Annotated in this window: 14 protein-coding genes; 7 read left to right on the forward strand and 7 right to left on the reverse strand. The window is 54.1% G+C overall.

What is annotated here, in order from left to right; genetic code table 11:
- Positions 1 to 139 precede the first annotated feature (139 nt).
- On the reverse strand, positions 140 to 1,159 hold the full coding sequence (locus TH4_RS09450) for an LLM class flavin-dependent oxidoreductase (protein ID WP_064780815.1): 1,020 nt from the start codon (positions 1,157 to 1,159) through the stop codon (positions 140 to 142).
- A 152-nt stretch (positions 1,160 to 1,311) separates the two neighbouring features.
- Between TH4_RS09450 and TH4_RS09455 the strand changes: the two genes are divergently transcribed.
- Positions 1,312 to 1,830, forward strand: a complete 519-nt coding sequence (locus tag TH4_RS09455) for a P-loop nucleotide/nucleoside kinase family protein (protein ID WP_064780817.1) — start codon at positions 1,312 to 1,314, stop codon at positions 1,828 to 1,830.
- 20 nt (positions 1,831 to 1,850) lie between these two features.
- Here TH4_RS09455 and TH4_RS09460 read toward each other — a convergent pair whose 3' ends face one another.
- Positions 1,851 to 2,756, reverse strand: coding sequence for a LysR family transcriptional regulator (locus tag TH4_RS09460; protein WP_064780819.1), 906 nt, complete (start codon positions 2,754 to 2,756; stop codon positions 1,851 to 1,853).
- Positions 2,757 to 2,867: 111 nt separating this feature from the next.
- On the opposite strand from TH4_RS09460, the gene TH4_RS09465 reads away from it, so the two are divergent.
- Positions 2,868 to 4,226: an MFS transporter gene (locus tag TH4_RS09465; protein WP_157097733.1), complete on the forward strand. Its 1,359-nt coding sequence runs from the start codon at positions 2,868 to 2,870 to the stop codon at positions 4,224 to 4,226.
- Between the two features lie 65 nt (positions 4,227 to 4,291).
- Here the strand turns inward: TH4_RS09465 and TH4_RS09470 are convergent, their stop codons facing one another.
- On the reverse strand, positions 4,292 to 5,290 hold the full coding sequence (locus tag TH4_RS09470) for a cysteine synthase A (RefSeq protein WP_064780821.1): 999 nt from the start codon (positions 5,288 to 5,290) through the stop codon (positions 4,292 to 4,294).
- A 138-nt stretch (positions 5,291 to 5,428) separates the two neighbouring features.
- On the reverse strand, positions 5,429 to 6,040 hold the full coding sequence (locus TH4_RS09475) for an NUDIX domain-containing protein (protein ID WP_064780823.1): 612 nt from the start codon (positions 6,038 to 6,040) through the stop codon (positions 5,429 to 5,431).
- Between the two features lie 287 nt (positions 6,041 to 6,327).
- Here TH4_RS09475 and TH4_RS09480 point away from each other — a divergent pair, with 287 nt between their 5' ends.
- From TH4_RS09480 to TH4_RS09490, 3 genes are all read left to right on the forward strand, one after another.
- Entirely contained in the window at positions 6,328 to 7,959 is a 1,632-nt protein-coding gene (locus TH4_RS09480) for a sensor domain-containing diguanylate cyclase (protein ID WP_064780825.1), read from the forward strand.
- Positions 7,960 to 8,059: 100 nt separating this feature from the next.
- Positions 8,060 to 8,569, forward strand: coding sequence for a GNAT family N-acetyltransferase (locus TH4_RS09485; protein WP_064780827.1), 510 nt, complete (start codon positions 8,060 to 8,062; stop codon positions 8,567 to 8,569).
- 188 nt (positions 8,570 to 8,757) lie between these two features.
- The gene (locus tag TH4_RS09490; RefSeq protein WP_064780829.1) at positions 8,758 to 10,218 is read left to right on the forward strand and encodes an aminoacyl-histidine dipeptidase; all 1,461 of its coding nucleotides are present in this window, start codon (positions 8,758 to 8,760) and stop codon (positions 10,216 to 10,218) included.
- Between the two features lie 48 nt (positions 10,219 to 10,266).
- On the opposite strand, the gene TH4_RS09495 is transcribed toward TH4_RS09490, so the two are convergent.
- Complete coding sequence (locus TH4_RS09495; protein WP_064780831.1) at positions 10,267 to 11,622, reverse strand: DnaJ domain-containing protein; 1,356 nt, start codon at positions 11,620 to 11,622, stop codon at positions 10,267 to 10,269.
- Positions 11,623 to 11,804: 182 nt separating this feature from the next.
- Here TH4_RS09495 and TH4_RS09500 point away from each other — a divergent pair, with 182 nt between their 5' ends.
- The gene (locus TH4_RS09500; RefSeq protein WP_245227805.1) at positions 11,805 to 12,863 is read left to right on the forward strand and encodes a methyltransferase domain-containing protein; all 1,059 of its coding nucleotides are present in this window, start codon (positions 11,805 to 11,807) and stop codon (positions 12,861 to 12,863) included.
- A gap of 161 nt (positions 12,864 to 13,024) precedes the next feature.
- Complete coding sequence (gene ykgO / locus TH4_RS09505; protein ID WP_007090004.1) at positions 13,025 to 13,150, forward strand: type B 50S ribosomal protein L36; 126 nt, start codon at positions 13,025 to 13,027, stop codon at positions 13,148 to 13,150.
- Positions 13,151 to 13,263: 113 nt separating this feature from the next.
- Here ykgO and TH4_RS09510 read toward each other — a convergent pair whose 3' ends face one another.
- Complete coding sequence (locus TH4_RS09510; protein ID WP_245227808.1) at positions 13,264 to 15,108, reverse strand: adenylate/guanylate cyclase domain-containing protein; 1,845 nt, start codon at positions 15,106 to 15,108, stop codon at positions 13,264 to 13,266.
- 46 nt (positions 15,109 to 15,154) lie between these two features.
- On the reverse strand, positions 15,155 to 15,592 hold the full coding sequence (locus TH4_RS09515; RefSeq protein ID WP_008890855.1) for an Lrp/AsnC family transcriptional regulator: 438 nt from the start codon (positions 15,590 to 15,592) through the stop codon (positions 15,155 to 15,157).
- Positions 15,593 to 15,643 lie beyond the last annotated feature (51 nt).

The raw sequence follows: 15,643 nt of genomic DNA on the forward strand, positions 1-15,643 counted from the left end.
AGTCTTCAACGGGACGCGCATATTGTCCGACCAATGATGCAAGCGCAAGTGGTGTGTTCCGGTATTTCGTATGATGAAAGCAAAATGCCGGATTCACAGAGGAACCCGGCATTTGCAGAAATTAAGGTGCCGCATGGCCTTAGGCGCAGTCTTTGTTCTCAGACTTTGCGTTCATTTCGCCAAACAGCTCGGCAGCGATTTCAAAGGATTTCAGGCGTGCCGCCTGATCATAGATGTTGGCGGTGACCATGACTTCGTCGGCCTTGGTCATATAGGCGAATTCGCGCAGTTTCTTGCGCACCGTATCGCGCCCGCCGATTGCGGCATAGCGCATGGCGAGATCAACGCCAGCCTTTTCGACGCGGTTCCAGATTTCGCTCATATCCTTGACCGGTTTTGGCAATTGGCCCGGTGTCCCGCGGCGCAGGTTCAGGAACTGCTGCTGCATCGAGGTGGCCAGATATTCGCCTTCCTCGTCGGTGTCAGCCGCAAAGAAACCCATCGCGGCAACTGCATAGGGCTTATCAAGGGCTTCGCTTGGCTCAAAGCGGTTGCGATAAAGGGTCAGGGCATCCATCAGCATGTCGGGTGCAAAGTGCGATGCAAAGGCAAAGGGCAGGCCAAGGCGTGCGGCAAGATCGGCTGAAAACAGGCTGCTGCCCAAAAGCCACATCGGGACCTGCGACCCATAGCCCGGCACGGCGCGGATTGGCGGGTTGCCTTCAAGCGGGGCGAGGAAGGCCTGAACCTGCAATACATCCTGAATAAAGCGTTCCTCGGAGCCATGCATGTCACGGCGAAGGGCGGCTGCGGTGCGTTGATCCGTGCCTGGTGCCCGGCCAATGCCCAGATCAATACGGCCCGGATGAAGCGCATCAAGGGTGCCGAACTGTTCGGCAATCACCAGCGGCGCATGGTTGGGCAGCATCACACCACCTGATCCGACGCGAATGGTTTTGGTGCCAGCGGCGACATGGGCCATGACAACAGACGTCGCGGCACTGGCAATGCCGGGCATATTGTGATGTTCGGCCAGCCAATAACGATGATAGCCAAGCTTTTCGGCATGTTGGGCGAGGGCAAGTGTATTGCGCAGCGCATCAGAGGGATGTTCACCCGCATTTACCGGGCAAAGATCAAGAAGGGAATATCTTAGCATAGCCAGACTTTCGGTTTGGCGCGGACATCGCAGAAGTTACATATCTGCGGCGCGCCTGATTTCACAGTTGGCATTAATCTAGCGTGAATGAACCATCTTGCCAGTCCCTAACTGGAATGTTCATATACAGGCACAATCAAGGGACGTTGAAAATGTTGATTATTCTTGGTGGATTGCCCGGTGTCGGCAAAACGTCAATTGCCAGATTGGCGGCTCAGGAACTTGGCGCGATCCATCTGCGAATTGATACAATCGAGCAGGCTGTTATTGATTGCGGTGTCGTGCCATCCGATGAAATGGGCCCGGTTGGGTATGTCGCTGCAAACCGGATCGCGACAGATAATCTGCGCCTTGGCCACCTTGTGATCGGCGATGCGGTAAATCCGATCGAATTATCCCGCGCCGCGTGGCGAGAAGCCGCGATAATCGCAGACAAGCCTTTTGTGCAGATTGAACTGATTTGTTCTGATGTTGATGAGCATCGTTACCGGGTTGAAACCCGAAAGGGTGACATAGAAAACCTGAAACTGCCCGACTGGAAAAAGGTCTGTGATCGTGAATATCACCCCTGGCCGGATGTGGATCTGGTGATTGATACTGCTGCGCAATCGCTTTGTGCTTCTTCTGACATACTTGTCAGTTTTGTTCGGAAGAAGATCGCCAGTATCTGAATTAAAACATAGCTTTTCGTCTATTCATCAATTCTTGGCTGTCTGTGGGCGACAAGCGTACGGCTGACGAAATTGCGAAGAGCAATCGAGATATCGTTGCTGCGATAAGCCAGTGAAAGCTGTGCAATCGGCACTTCGCCTTCTATTTCGCGATAGGCGACACCCTTTGCCTGAAGCTGCGTCATTGGTTTGGGAACCAGCGAAAAGCCAAGCTCGGCCGCAACGAAATTGATCACGGACCCAAGCTGCGGAGCGATCTGGCCCATTTGCGGCTCAAACCCGGCGTCCCGGCAGGCGGTGACGACCTTGTCGTAATGGGTTGGGCCGACCGCGCGTGGGGTCAGGATCAGGGCCTCGTCACGGAGTTCGGACAGGGCGACCTTTTCACGTTGGGCGGCCGGGTGACCGGAGGGTAGGACAAGCACCATCGGTTCGCTTGAAATCACATGCAGGCGAATGCCATCGCCCGCAATCGTATCCTGGCGCAGAAATACAGCATCAAGGCGTTCATCTCGCAGGCCGGCGACAAGCTGTGCGGAGTTGGCTTCTTCGAGCGTCATTTCAACGCCGGGATAACTGCGCCGAAAATCACGGAACACGCGCGGAACAGACGGGCTGAATGCAGCGGACGCCGTGAAGCCAACCCGGATCGATCCGACTTCGCCGCGCCCGGCACGTTGGGCGGCACGAATGGCGCGCTCTGCCAGATCAGGAAATTGGGCGACGACCTCAAGAAACGCCATGCCTGCCTCCGTCAGTTCTGCGCCATGGGGGACGCGATGAAAAAGGGCCGTGCCGATTTCATTTTCCAGATCGCGGATTTGCTGACTAAGCGGTGGCTGCCCGATGCCGATGCGGGCCGCAGCACGGGTAAAATTTCCCTCGCGGGCGACGGCAAGGAAGTAGCGGATATGGCGCAGTTCCATTGGTGGTATATCCAAAAGATATCACAGAAGACAGTACCATATATTGGACGGATAGGCGCGATAGTGCAATCATAAGCGTCACCCCACGAACCATTCCAAAAGAGGTCGCAAATGTCTGTTTCCCGGGACAATGACCCAGAACAACATTCTGATAGTGCTGCTGATACGGCGTCATCTGATGCAACGCCCCCCATACGTTCGCAAAGCCCGCTCGCGTCCACCAACGCAAATGCGTCTGCCGATCCGGTGTGGATTAAACCGGGATCGGCCGCATTTCGCCGTATCAGCATTGCACTGTTTTTGGCCGGATACGCGACCTTTTCACTGATTTACTGTGTGCAGCCACTGTTGCCGGAACTTGCAAACCACTTTGTGGTTGGACCGGCTGAAAGCTCGCTCGCACTCTCATTGACCACCGGGTTTCTGGCCTTTGCCATTTTGCTGGCCGGTGCTGTGTCCGAGGCCGTCGGGCGCAAGCAATTGATGCTGATCTCTATCTGTGTGGCTTCGGTTTTGAACCTGATCGCGCCGTTTCTTTCCGATTGGCATGCCTTTCTTGTGGTGCGTGCGCTGGAAGGTCTGATGCTGGGCGGGGTTCCGGCCGTTGCGATGGCCTATTTGGCCGAGGAAATCGATCCCAAAGGCCTTGGCATGACGATGGGTATTTATATTAGTGGCACGGCGATCGGCGGCCTAAGTGGCCGTGTCGTGATCGGTTTCCTGACCGATCTGTTTGGCTGGCATGTTGCCCTTGGCGCGATGGGGGCATTGGGCCTTATCGCGGCCCTTGGGTTTGCCGTTCTGTTGCCGGCATCGCGGAACTTTGTAAAACGTCCGGGATTTCAGGTGGGGTATCACCTGCGGGCCTGGGGCGGGCATCTGAAACATGCGGGTTTGCCGTTTGTGTTCCTGATCGGTGCCTTTGCCATGGGCTGCTTTGTGACGGTGTTTAACTATGTCGGCTTCCGTCTTTCGGATGCGCCCTATGGCCTGTCGCAAAGTCAGATTGGGTTGATCTTTGTGGTCTATCTGTGCGGGTCGGTGACCTCATCGATTGCCGGTGCGCTATCAGACAAAATCGGACGTGGCCCTGTCCTAGTGGTGGGGCTGTTGTTGGCGGCGCTTGGTGTCGGACTGACCGTATCTGACAGCCTGTCGGTGATCATTGGCGGGATTGTTGTCCTGACCAGTGGTTTTTTCGTTGCCCATTCGATTGCCAGTGGCTGGGTCGGGCGGCTTGCCGAAACGGCCAAGGGGCATGCGTCGTCACTGTATCTTCTGGCCTATTATTTGGGATCAAGCATCATGGGATCGGTGGGTGGCTGGTTCTGGGATCAGGGCGGATGGAACGCGGTTGCGGGCTTTGCCGGATCTCTGTTGCTTTGCGCACTGTTATGCGGGCTTTACCTTTGGGGGCGCGCGGCAAAGGTTGTGCGTCAGTCACAAACCCGGGTTGCCAGAACGGCCTGATCAAAACAAAAACCCCCGCCATGATGGACGGGGGTTTTATCTTTTTGGATGGCTTTGTGTCGGGCCTAGAGCCAATTAGGCGTTGGAAGGCCTTTTTCCTTAAGGAAGGCCGGGTTCCAAAGCTTGCTCTGATAGCGGGTGCCAAGGTCACAAAGAATGGTGACAATGGTTTTGCCCGGACCGAGTTCACGGGCGAGGCGTACGGCACCGGCGACGTTGATACCGGTCGAGCCACCCATGCACAGACCTTCTTCCTTGAGCAGGTCAAAGACGATCGGCAGCATTTCCTCGTCCGAGATCTGGAACGGGTGATTGATCTCAACACCTTCAAGGTTGGCAGTAATACGACCCTGACCGATCCCCTCTGAGATCGAGCTGCCTTCGGATTTCAGTTCACCGAATTTGTAGTGGCTGTAAAGGGCCGCACCCATCGGATCGGCAAGGCCGATCTGGATGTTTTTGTTGCGATCCTTAAGCGCCATCGAAACACCGGCAAGTGTGCCGCCGGTACCAACCGCACAGATAAAGCCATCCACCTTGCCGTCGGTTTGTTCCCAGATTTCCGGGGCGGTGGTGTCGATGTGACCCTGACGGTTGGCGACGTTGTCAAACTGGTTTGCCCAGATTGCGCCATTGGGTTCGGACTGTGCGAGTTCTTCGGCCAAACGGCGCGAAACATGCACATAGTTGTTCTGATCGCGATAGGGGACAGCCGGAACTTCGCGCAGATCCGCACCGAGAAGCCGCAGCAGGTCTTTCTTTTCCTGGCTTTGGGTTTCCGGGATGACGATCACGGTGCGATAGCCCAGCGCATTGCCGACAACGGCAAGACCGATGCCGGTGTTGCCAGCCGTACCTTCGACGATGACGCCGCCCGGTTTCAGAAGACCGTGCGCCTCGGCGTCGCGAATGATGGCAAGGGCAGCGCGGTCCTTGACCGACCCGCCCGGGTTTGCGTATTCCGCCTTGCCAAGAATGGTGCAGCCCGTCAGCTCGGAAACCTTTTTAAGCTTCACAAGCGGGGTGCGGCCAATGGCTTCAATGGTGCCATTGCGAATGTCCATGACAGACTCCAAACATGGTGATTTCAAATGTGTTTGATAGTTGATTGGTCTTTTTGCACACAAAAGTCAAGGCAGATTAAAAAATATAACGTAAAGTTTGTGTGATTATTGTTTTTCTGAATAATTGCTTCAGCTTCCTCAAGCCTCTGAATTCTGCCGAAGTCGGTCGCGGTTTAGCATCAACCACTGAACGGCGATGGTCGTCATTGCATTGCAGAGTTGTCCATTCTGCAACATGGCAAAGCATTCTTCGGCCGACACTGTGAAGACGCGGATATCTTCACCTTCCTCGGCGACGCCATGCAGCCCGCCAACATTGGTGGTATCGACCTGACCATAAAAGAGATGGACCGTTTCAGTCGAGCATCCCGGTGTGACGTAATAATGCGAAATCAGTTCTGGCGATCCGATAAGTTCGCATCCAGCTTCTTCAAACGTTTCACGGCGTGCAACAGCTTCTGCCGTCTCGCCGTCTTCTATGATGCCTGCAACGATTTCGGTCAGCCAGACCGGCATTGTTGGATCGCTGTTGTTGACAGAAATGGCACCGGGGCGGAATTGTTCAATCAGTACAACTTCATCGCGGACCGGGTCATAGGGCAGGACGGCGACGGCGTGTCCGCGTTCAAGGACTTCGCGTTGCAGGACAAGGCTTTGACCACCATCAAATCGGTCATGTTGCAACTGATAGACATCAATCTTGCAGTAACCGTCCCAGCTTCGATTTTTGGCAATTATTTTAAATTTCATTTCTGTCACGGTGTTTCTCCCGGAAAATGTGCCATTGTCGATCTATTCAGTTGATTTATCGTTGCTCTTAATATTTTGTAGTTCTTATATATTCGGGCTGATCTGGTGTTATTTGATAGCATGATGTTTCTCATCGTGACCATATTTGCCGGGGCGAGGGTGGCATCCGTCGGTTTCAATTGCGTCAAAACTGATGTAATCTTTCGAATATGGTGCGCAGAGAAACAAGTCTTAGATAACTGTGCTTTCATTCAGGGTTTAGATGTGTCGGGGGATACAGGACGTTGATGCGGTTCGAACCAACAGAAATCGCACGTCTGTATGGGCGGTCACGCGTGGGCGTTGTTGTACACAAGGATCTCGAAGCTGTGTATGTCAACGATGCCTATGCGAAAATGCTGGGCCGTCGCGATGTCTCGGACTTTATGAGCGACCCGGACATGCGCCAGTATATTCCGCCCAGTTTCCATCACGAGGCGGACAAGCTTTCCAACAGTTTCCAGAAAAGCAGCGGTTTCCACGGCTGGAAGAAAGTCTATAATATCCGAACGGATGGAACGCCGGTCTGGATGGAAATCAGTGACGAGACCGTCGAATGGGAAGGCGGTAATGCGGTCCTGACCACGGCACAGATGATTGACAATGGCACGACTGCGATGCAGGTCGACCATATGCTGGGGCGGTCTTTCATTGGTGTGATGGTCCATCGCAACATGACTGCATTGTACGTTAATGAAAGCTTTGCCCGCCTAATGGGGGCAAAGGACGTCAGTGCCTTTATGGAAAATCCCAATATCCTCCGCTTTATCCCCGACGAAAATCGTCCGCGCGCAATCCGCCATGTCGCGGCAATTCTAAGCGGCGAACGACGCGGCGACCGGCACCGTGTTCGGGATATTCTCGATGATGGCAGTTCGGTCTGGCGTGACCTGACCGATGAACGCATTCTTTGGTATGACGGCAAACCGGCGATCCTGACGACTGCCCATGATGTTCGCGACGAAGTCGAAATGCATCAGCAACTTGTCCGGGCCAAAGCAAGCCTTGAACAGGCGGTAACCGAAGTGATCCGGATGGTGCCGTCGGCTGTCGCGATGCTTGATGACAAGCTTGAGGTTATTCATTTCAATCACGAGTTTTCCCGTCTTTTCGGTGGAGAAACAACGGATGGATCCGAACCGGTATTTGATATTTCAGCACTGCATGAATGTTGTGCCGAGATGATGCGAAACGGGCATGGCCATGCCAATATCGACGAAATGCAGACACCATCGGGCCGTCTTGCCGACATCCGCATGAACATGATGGATGATGGCGGTGTCATGGTATCGGCGACTGATATTACCGATCACAAGCGCAAGGAGCAGATGCTAGACACCCTGGCATCAACCGATGCGTTGACCCGTGCGCTTAACCGTCGCGGTTTTGAAAGCGCGGTTAGCAGATTGCGCGAAATTCGCCATCTCAAGGATAAAAGCTGGCTGTTCGGGTTGATCGTTCTTGATCTTGATTACTTCAAGGATGTGAATGATACCCACGGGCATGCGGTGGGCGACCGGGTTCTTGAGAGGGTTGCCGATACATTGCGTCAGGCGTTGCGTGACGACGATCTTGTCGTTCGTCTGGGTGGTGAGGAATTTGCAGTATTGCTGCCATCTGCGACGGCTGCGGTCACCAAGCGCATTGGCGAGCGTTTGTCGAACATGATCCGCGAAATCAGGGTGCCAATTGACAAGTCCGGTACGGAGTATGTCAATGTCACGGCCAGCTTTGGCGCAACGGTCGGCGGCGAGGGCCGGCAAAAATTCATCGAATTGTCAGAAGCGATGAAGGTCGCAGACGAAGCAATGTACGCCGCCAAGGATGCCGGACGTGATCAACTTGTCTTTCGCTTCGCCGGGCAAGAACAAGATAGCTGATCACCGGATCATCGATTATCATCGCTTTCCATCATGTTTTCCTGACATTCGATGCCGCACCTGTTTGGTAATTGCGTGGCAGTTTCTGTGCGAGGCCGTAATGCGTGTTCGTTCCATGACCGTTTCTGATGGTAATCGTGTTGTTGAAATCTATGGGCAGGCCATCAAATCGGGTCATGCCACGTTTCAGGAAAATCCGGGAACCTGGGAAGACTGGGATCAGGGACATTTGTCGGAATGCCGGCTAGTTGCCAGCGACGACAATGACATCGTCATTGGCTGGGCCGGGTTATCTGGCGTTTCAAATCGCTGTGTCTATCGCGGGATTGCCGAGATATCGGTCTATGTTGACCCAAATCATCACGGGAAGGGCGTTGGCAAAGCGCTGCTTTCAGCCTTGATTGCTGCCAGCGAGGAAAATGGTATCTGGTCGCTTGAAGCCGGTATTTTCCCGGAAAACGAAGCAAGCCTAGTCCTGCATAAGGCATTGGGCTTCGAGATCGTCGGCCGTAAGCGCGGCCTGGGGCGCATGGGCTATGGGCCGCTGGCCGGACAATGGCGAGATGTCATGCTGTTGCAGCGCCGCAGTCAGGTCGTTGGTGTCGAATAACTTAAAATCATATTGCGCATTTTTCCGCTTTGCGTGCGTAAATTGCGCGCGGAATGCGGTTTTTTCGAATTTGTATGTGGCTTGGTCGAAAACGTCCTTGGCACGCTTTAAATTCGCGCGGCAATAAGGTAATCAACAGGTCTGGGTAAGTGAGAACCCGTAGACGAAAATTTGCCAGGAGCGCCACCGTGAACGAGATCCGTAAAATTGCGCCTGTCGCAATCTGGGACAATTTCCAGAAACTTTGCGATACACCGCGTCCCTCCAATAAAGAAGAAGCTGTTTTAAAACTTCTGGAAAAGATGGCCGATGACAAGGGGCTTGCGCATTTCCTCGACAGCGGTGGCAACCTTGTTGTGTCAGTTCCGGCGACTGCCGGCTTTGAAGACCGCAAAATGGTGATCTTGCAGTCCCATGTCGACATGGTGACCCAGGCCAATTCCGGATCGACCCACAATTTCGACACCGACCCGATCCGCATGGTCATGGATGGGGACTGGATTACTGCCGATAACACCACCCTTGGTGCCGATAACGGTATCGGTGCGGCGGCAATGATGGGCTTCATGACCGAAGACGGTCTTGAACACGGCCCGCTTGAACTTCTGTTCACGGTTGATGAAGAACGCGGCCTGACCGGTGCGATGAACCTGGAACCGGGCCGCCTTAAGGGTGAAATCCTTCTGAACCTTGATACCGAAGACGAGTACGAGCTTTGTGTTGGTTGTGCTGGCGGTGGTGATCTGGTCGCAAGCTATGACTACACCGAAGAAGCCGTTGGCGCAGGGCAGGTGGCCCGCGATATCGCGCTGACAGGTTTGAAAGGTGGCCATTCCGGCATCGACATCATCCTTGGTCTTGGCAATGCCAACAAACTGATGGCGCGTTTCCTGCGCACCGCGATCCGTGATTTTGATGCGCGTATTGTAAAAATCAACGCCGGGACCGCCCGCAACGCCATCCCGCGGGAGTCGTTTGCGACCATCGTTCTGCCGGAAGGCAAGTTGTCTGATTTCGATGCGGCATTGAATGCTTTTGCCAGCGACATCAAAGATGAAATCGGCGCGATTGAACCGAAATTTGCCATTGCCGCAACCAATGCAGATGTCCCTGCAAAGGCAATGAGCGCAAAAGACTCCGAGGCGTTCAACAATGCCTGTGTCGGTGCGCCGAACGGTGTTCAGGCCATGAGTACCTCAGTCGAAGGCGTTGTTGAAACCTCGATCAATCTTGCCATCGTCAAGCTTGGCGATGGTAAGGCCAAGGTGACGCTGTCAGCGCGTAGCTCGATCAATTCTGCGCGCGATGCCATGCGTGAGGTTGCAACAGCGGTATTTGAGAATATCGGCGCATCTGTTGCCTGGGGCGATGCCTATCCGGGCTGGAAGCCTGATGCTAACAGCGAAGTGGTCAGCCTGATGAAGGCGGTTCACAAGGACATGTTTGGCAAAGAGCCGGAAATTCGCGTCATTCACGCCGGTCTTGAATGCGGCGTACTGGGATCGAAATACCCGCACTGGGACATGGTATCGTTCGGTCCGACCATCAAACGCGCGCACAGCCCGGATGAATGCGTCCATGTGCCAAGCGTTGCGCGTTTCTGGGACTATCTTCTGGCTGCACTGAAGGCGATCCCGGCCAAGGGATAAGGCCTTAATCGGATTTGATGACGTTGATGCGACTGATCGGGAAGCCGGTCAGTCGCATTTGTTTTCAGCACACCAAGCATCGCGGGCATCAGAACCATTTCCCGGAACCAGTGCGTCAAGGTTCACAAAGCCGTTTTCACCGATGCTGGTTTCGATTTCGATCCAGAATCCCTGACTGTCGCCTGCGACATAGACAGTTTCAAAGCGCGTCAGGCGGCGAATGATGGTGTCATTGACACTTGGGCCATCGCGAAGGTTCAGAAGTTCACGATCGACATAATAGGGTTCGCGTTCTTCGCCAATCAGGTCCTTGACCTGACGGGTGATCTCTGTGCCTTGGCGGGCAACCAGTTCAGGGATGTCACGGGTGACAAATCCCTGGCCGGGGCCAAAGGCAATCAGGGCTGCAAAAATTAGCAAAAACAGCGGACTAAGATGGAGCAGGGCATCGAACATGCCCGCACGCTTCCACTCGTCGCGAACGCGCCGTGCGGGTTGTCCGTCATCCAGACGGCGCTGGGTTGCGCGAACCTGTTCGGCAAGGGCAGAGCGGTTCGAACCGATAAAATCAAGCGCCTGCATCAGAACAGCGCGCGCAAGCGGCTTGTTGCCAGACCGTTCAAAGGCATTGGCCTGGGTAAACAGCATTTTGGCGTTGCCTTCCGGCGGGAAAGTGCCGCCCCGCATGTTGCCAACAATCGCCTTCCAGGCCGGTAAAAAGCTCTTCCAGCCCCAAAACCCGCGCAGCCAGGTCTTGAAACTGGCCTTAAGCGCCATGCGTTTTGCGCCCTTGGGGGCAAGGTTGGCGGTGATGGTTTCAATGTTGCAGGAATTCAGAAAACCACGCACGACCTTGAATTCCACCTGACGGGGTTGGGCCGATACAACGCCAGTGACCGCGCACTGGATGAAGCCTTGAGCGTTGGGTTCGGTCTTTTTGCCTTTGTGGCGACGCGCGCCGGGATGAATGTTGCTTTTGCGTGCATTGGCCTTGGCCTGCTGTTCGCGGTAGGCCTGATTGGCGCGGGCAAACTTTTCCTCGGCAGTTTCCTTGGCTTTTTCCTGTTTGCGCCCGGCGCCAGCAAAGCCCTGTTTCTGGCGGTTCGCATTTTGCGGACCCGCTGCGTTCGGGCCATAAGCGGTCGATGTCCCGTTGCTGGTTGTACCGGACTTTTGGGCTCCTGAGGGCGCATTGCCAGATTGCTTGGGCGGTTTGCGTTCGCCAATCAGGATTTCATAGGCTTCGGTAATGTCCTTGAACCTGTCCTCGGAGTCCGGGTCCGTGTTGCGGTCCGGATGAAATTCAAAGGCCAGTTTGCGATAGGCCAGTTTGATTTCCTTTGCGCTCGCCCCCGGCGCAATGTTCAGCATGCGATAATAAATGCCGAGGTTATCGGTGTTCATGATGAATGAAAATTCCTGTCAGGCATGCTTGTCAGCGCAGTAATCCAGCAAACGACAATTTTATCGATTGTATTTCGCGGTGCAATCATATGCTGGAAATCTTAACACGTTGTCACTTTTGGCTAATTGCCATATTTTCAGGAATCGCAAGTGCACGCGATGCGAACAAACAGGTAAACGCCTTGAAACTGAAATTTTGGCAACGCAAGTCTGATGCGGATGGTGATGGGCCCGAAAAGGGCGGAGGTTCCGTTGGCGTCGCCCAAGGCGAGGCACCCGAATTCGAAATGCCGCCGGGACATCACCTTGATTTCGGCACGCGGATGCGCGCGAAATGGGAAGGGTACGACGACCCTGTTGAATACTATCTTCTGCAGCTTGAAATCGATGCCTATACCGACTGGTTGCGCAAGATGCGTGTCTGGCTTGCCCGTCCGGTCGAGCCGGAGCTTAGTGAGCTTGCCCTTGATGACGAAATCGGTCGCTGGCCGCCGGATCGTATCCGGCTTTATGACAAACTGTTTGATCACGGGATCATGATGCCGGGCGGTCATGAATACGCCCTTGAGCTTGCCAAGCCGCTGGCACTTGATGAAACACTCAGTTGTCTTGAAATTGGTGCAAAGCTTGGCGGTGTGGCCCGCTTGCTGGCAGACCGTCTTGGCGTTTGGGTGACGGCGCTGGAGCCGGACGGCGAGCTTGCACTTCTGGGCATGGAACGATCTGTTCAGGCCGGTGTTCAAAAGAGAGTCCCGGTTCAACCACTTGACCCGCTTCAGCCAGAGCTTCGCAAGGGTTATTTCAACGTCGTTTATTCCTATGGCGAGCTTTATAAGATCCCGGAAAAGGAAACCTTTCTCAAAGCTTTGGCCGAAACGCTGCGCGATCATGGGCAGCTTTTGGTTACAGATTATGTTCTGACGCGTGATCTTGATGAAAATGAGTTGGCAAATTGGGCTAGGCTTGAAGGCGAAGAGCTGTTTCCGTGGACAGCACAGGAGTACAAATCCCGTCTTGGCCAGCTGAAATTTGATATCCGTATTGCCAAGGATGAGTCGGAAACGCATCTGAAGCATATCAAACTGGCCTGGATGACGATGCTTTCAGACATTCAGAAAGCCGGTCTGGACCCCGATATCATGGATTATCTGGAGCCAGAGATGGAAATGTGGATGAATCGCGTAAAAATGCTTGAAAATGGCAGCCTGGCCTTTTATCGGTTCTACGCAACGATCAACTGAGTGCTCAGGTTTAAGATCCTGAGCCGAGACTGCTGCTGGCGACGCAGAGGGGATTTGTTCCACTTTCTGTCGCCGCAACCTGTTTTAGGTGTTGACAGGGGCATGTCGTACTTCTATTTTCCGGCTTCCTCGAAGGGGCCAAGTTTCTAAGGTTTAAGATTATGAAGATCCGGAACTCATTGAAATCCGCGAAGCTGCGGGAAAAAGGCTGCCGTATCGTGCGCCGCCGTGGCCGCGTATACGTGATCAATAAAAAGAACCCGCGTTTCAAGGCGCGCCAGGGTTAATTCCCGGTACCTTGTTCTAAGGTTTTACAAAACGCCGCATCGGTTTATCCAATGCGGCGTTTTGTTGTTTGTATTCCTTGAATGATGAAGGGGGCAGCAAATGCCCCCTTTCTTTATTTGTCGGGCCGGGTTGTAAACAGCTCTGTCGTGGTATGACGTCCGCGCAAAAGCACATCGCCTGCCTTGGCAACGCGATCAGGATCGGCCAGCAAGTTGCGGGTTGTCTCCGAGATCAGGATTTGTGTTCCCAGAACCTTGTTTTCCTGTTCAAGGCGTGATGCTGTATTGACGGCATCCCCGTGGACAGTGAATGACAGACGGGCTTTCGCGCCGACATTCCCGGCAACCATCGGTCCGGTATTCACACCACAGCGAACCTTTAACTCAAGGCCCTCGAACTTGCGCTTTTCGACTTCGCTTTGCAGGGCAATGGCGCTATCGACAGCGGCATCTGCGTGGTTCTTTAAGTCATCAAACACGTTATAGACCGCAAGGATCGCATCGCCCTGGAACTGGGTAATGATGCCGCCATGACGTTCGATGATCTGCGTCGCACAGTCGAAATAGTCATTAAGCATCGCAATGATCTGTTTCGGATCAAGGCTTTCGCACATCGAAGTGAAACCGACGATATCGACAAAAAGGACGGTGGCTTCGGAGGTTTGCGGCGGCAGGACGCCGGAATCATTGCCCGATGCCAACAGCTTTTTGGCAATGGATTGCGGTACGAACTTACCAAACAGGCTGGTGATACGTTCACGATCATGTACGGCCATCATCATGTGATTGAATGATCGCGCGGCATCGTCATATTCACGAATGCGGCTGCCTTTAAGTTGCGGCACATCGATTGATGCGATGTCTTCGTCTTCAAAGGCGCGCGCAGCACTGGCAAACCGGCGGATCGGCTTGGTGAAGTGTCGCGACAGGACGATGGCAACGATCACTGACAGGATAAAGACGGCACCGCCAAGAACAGAGGCCAGAACCAGTCTGTCCCATTCATCGTCAAACAATTCCTGGTCAAAATACATGCCGATTACGACCGGTGAAATTGGTGCGGTTTGAACCTGACGTGTGACGATCAGGTGATAGCGATCATTGTACTCAAGCCCCGAAAGGCGAATGCCGCTGTTGTGGCGCTCGTCATCGGGATCAAGCCGGATGCTCTCGGATTTTCCGATATTGGCAAGAACAGGGTCGCCAATGTCATGAATGGTGGGCAGGGGAATCGGGCTGCGGGCGATGTTATCGCCATTAACCGGCTCGGTTGACGTTTTTTCCCCCCAGTTGCGCAATCCCGGATGGGCCATGACCCGATTGCCACCAATCAGAACAAACGGTGTGCCTGGCAAATCTTCGCGCCCGCGGATGAGGCTTTCGGACAGATTGGACAGCGACAGATACTGAATGAACGTTCCAAGATACTGCCCGTCATAAAACAGCGGTACCCAGCTTGTCAGGACGGTGCGGTCAAAATAGGGGTCCCAACGCGGATAGCCCGTGCGGTTGCTTACAGGGCCGCGGATATGCGCAAGCTCGGAAAACAGCATGTCGTCTTCGGGCAGGGTTCTTCGAATGTCGCTCATGTCTTCGGGATTAAAGCCGATAAATTCACGTTCCCCGGTCACAAGCCCATAGGCCATGACACCCATGTCTGCCGCCGCAAGGGCGCGCATTGTGCTGGTCCAGCCATACTGAAAACTTGGATCAAGTGCGCCACTGGCGACCTGTTCTGCGACCCAGTCAGAACGTTGTTCGACCTCGTCCATGCGTTCATGCATGGTGCGCTGCACCGATGTCAGGTCAACATCAGCCAGCATCACCCACAGATTGCGGGTGTTTTCATAGGCCGTTCCAAGACCGACATAAAGGGATAGTCCGACGCCAAAGACACTGGTGGCGATAAAACCGGCAAGCAGTACAGAAAGGACTGAATATCTGCGTTTTGATTTCAATCGGTTTTCTTCCAGAAAAGAGGTTTTCCCCAACCCCGCGCCGATCTTAGCGGCGATCGAACTTTGTTGAAAGGATGATTGAACTTGATGTGCGTTTTATCCCCGACATTTCCCCGATCCGGTCAAGCACGCCATCAAGTTCTTCGGGCGTGTTTGCGGCGACCTCGGCAATCAGGTCATATTCGCCTGAAACCGCAAGGCACCGAATGCAGTGCGGGACTTTCTGAAGCGCGCCCACGACGCCTGCCGACTGCTTTTGTTCAAGCTGTATCAGGACTTCTGCCAGCAAGACGGGCTTTGCCACATCGCCAAGCTGAACGGTGTAACCCTTGATGACTTCTGCCTTTTCAAGGCGTTCCAACCTTTCCTGAACGGCGCTGCGAGACAGACCGACTTCACGTGCCAAGGCAGCGGTAGGAATGCGGGCATTTTCCTGCAGGCGTGCGATCAGTTGGCGGTCAACTTCATCAATCTGACGTTTCATCGGTTTTACCCATTAAAATGACGGGGTTTTATTGTGTTTTGACAGTATTGC

Source organism: Thalassospira tepidiphila MCCC 1A03514 (assembly GCF_001662875.1).
Taxonomy (GTDB): domain Bacteria; phylum Pseudomonadota; class Alphaproteobacteria; order Rhodospirillales; family Thalassospiraceae; genus Thalassospira; species Thalassospira tepidiphila.

Bases quoted from the DNA above. Each gene is read 5' to 3' on its own strand.
- TH4_RS09450 (WP_064780815.1), bottom strand. From the start codon at position 1,159: ATGCTAAGATATTCCCTTCTTGATCTTTGCCCGGTAAATGCGGGTGAA.
- TH4_RS09455 (WP_064780817.1), top strand. From the start codon at position 1,312: ATGTTGATTATTCTTGGTGGATTGCCCGGTGTCGGCAAAACGTCAATT.
- TH4_RS09460 (WP_064780819.1), bottom strand. From the start codon at position 2,756: ATGGAACTGCGCCATATCCGCTACTTCCTTGCCGTCGCCCGCGAGGGA.
- TH4_RS09465 (WP_157097733.1), top strand. From the start codon at position 2,868: ATGTCTGTTTCCCGGGACAATGACCCAGAACAACATTCTGATAGTGCT.
- TH4_RS09470 (WP_064780821.1), bottom strand. From the start codon at position 5,290: ATGGACATTCGCAATGGCACCATTGAAGCCATTGGCCGCACCCCGCTT.
- TH4_RS09475 (WP_064780823.1), bottom strand. From the start codon at position 6,040: ATGAAATTTAAAATAATTGCCAAAAATCGAAGCTGGGACGGTTACTGC.
- TH4_RS09480 (WP_064780825.1), top strand. From the start codon at position 6,328: ATGCGGTTCGAACCAACAGAAATCGCACGTCTGTATGGGCGGTCACGC.
- TH4_RS09485 (WP_064780827.1), top strand. From the start codon at position 8,060: ATGCGTGTTCGTTCCATGACCGTTTCTGATGGTAATCGTGTTGTTGAA.
- TH4_RS09495 (WP_064780831.1), bottom strand. From the start codon at position 11,622: ATGAACACCGATAACCTCGGCATTTATTATCGCATGCTGAACATTGCG.
- ykgO (WP_007090004.1), top strand. From the start codon at position 13,025: ATGAAGATCCGGAACTCATTGAAATCCGCGAAGCTGCGGGAAAAAGGC.
- TH4_RS09515 (WP_008890855.1), bottom strand. From the start codon at position 15,592: ATGAAACGTCAGATTGATGAAGTTGACCGCCAACTGATCGCACGCCTG.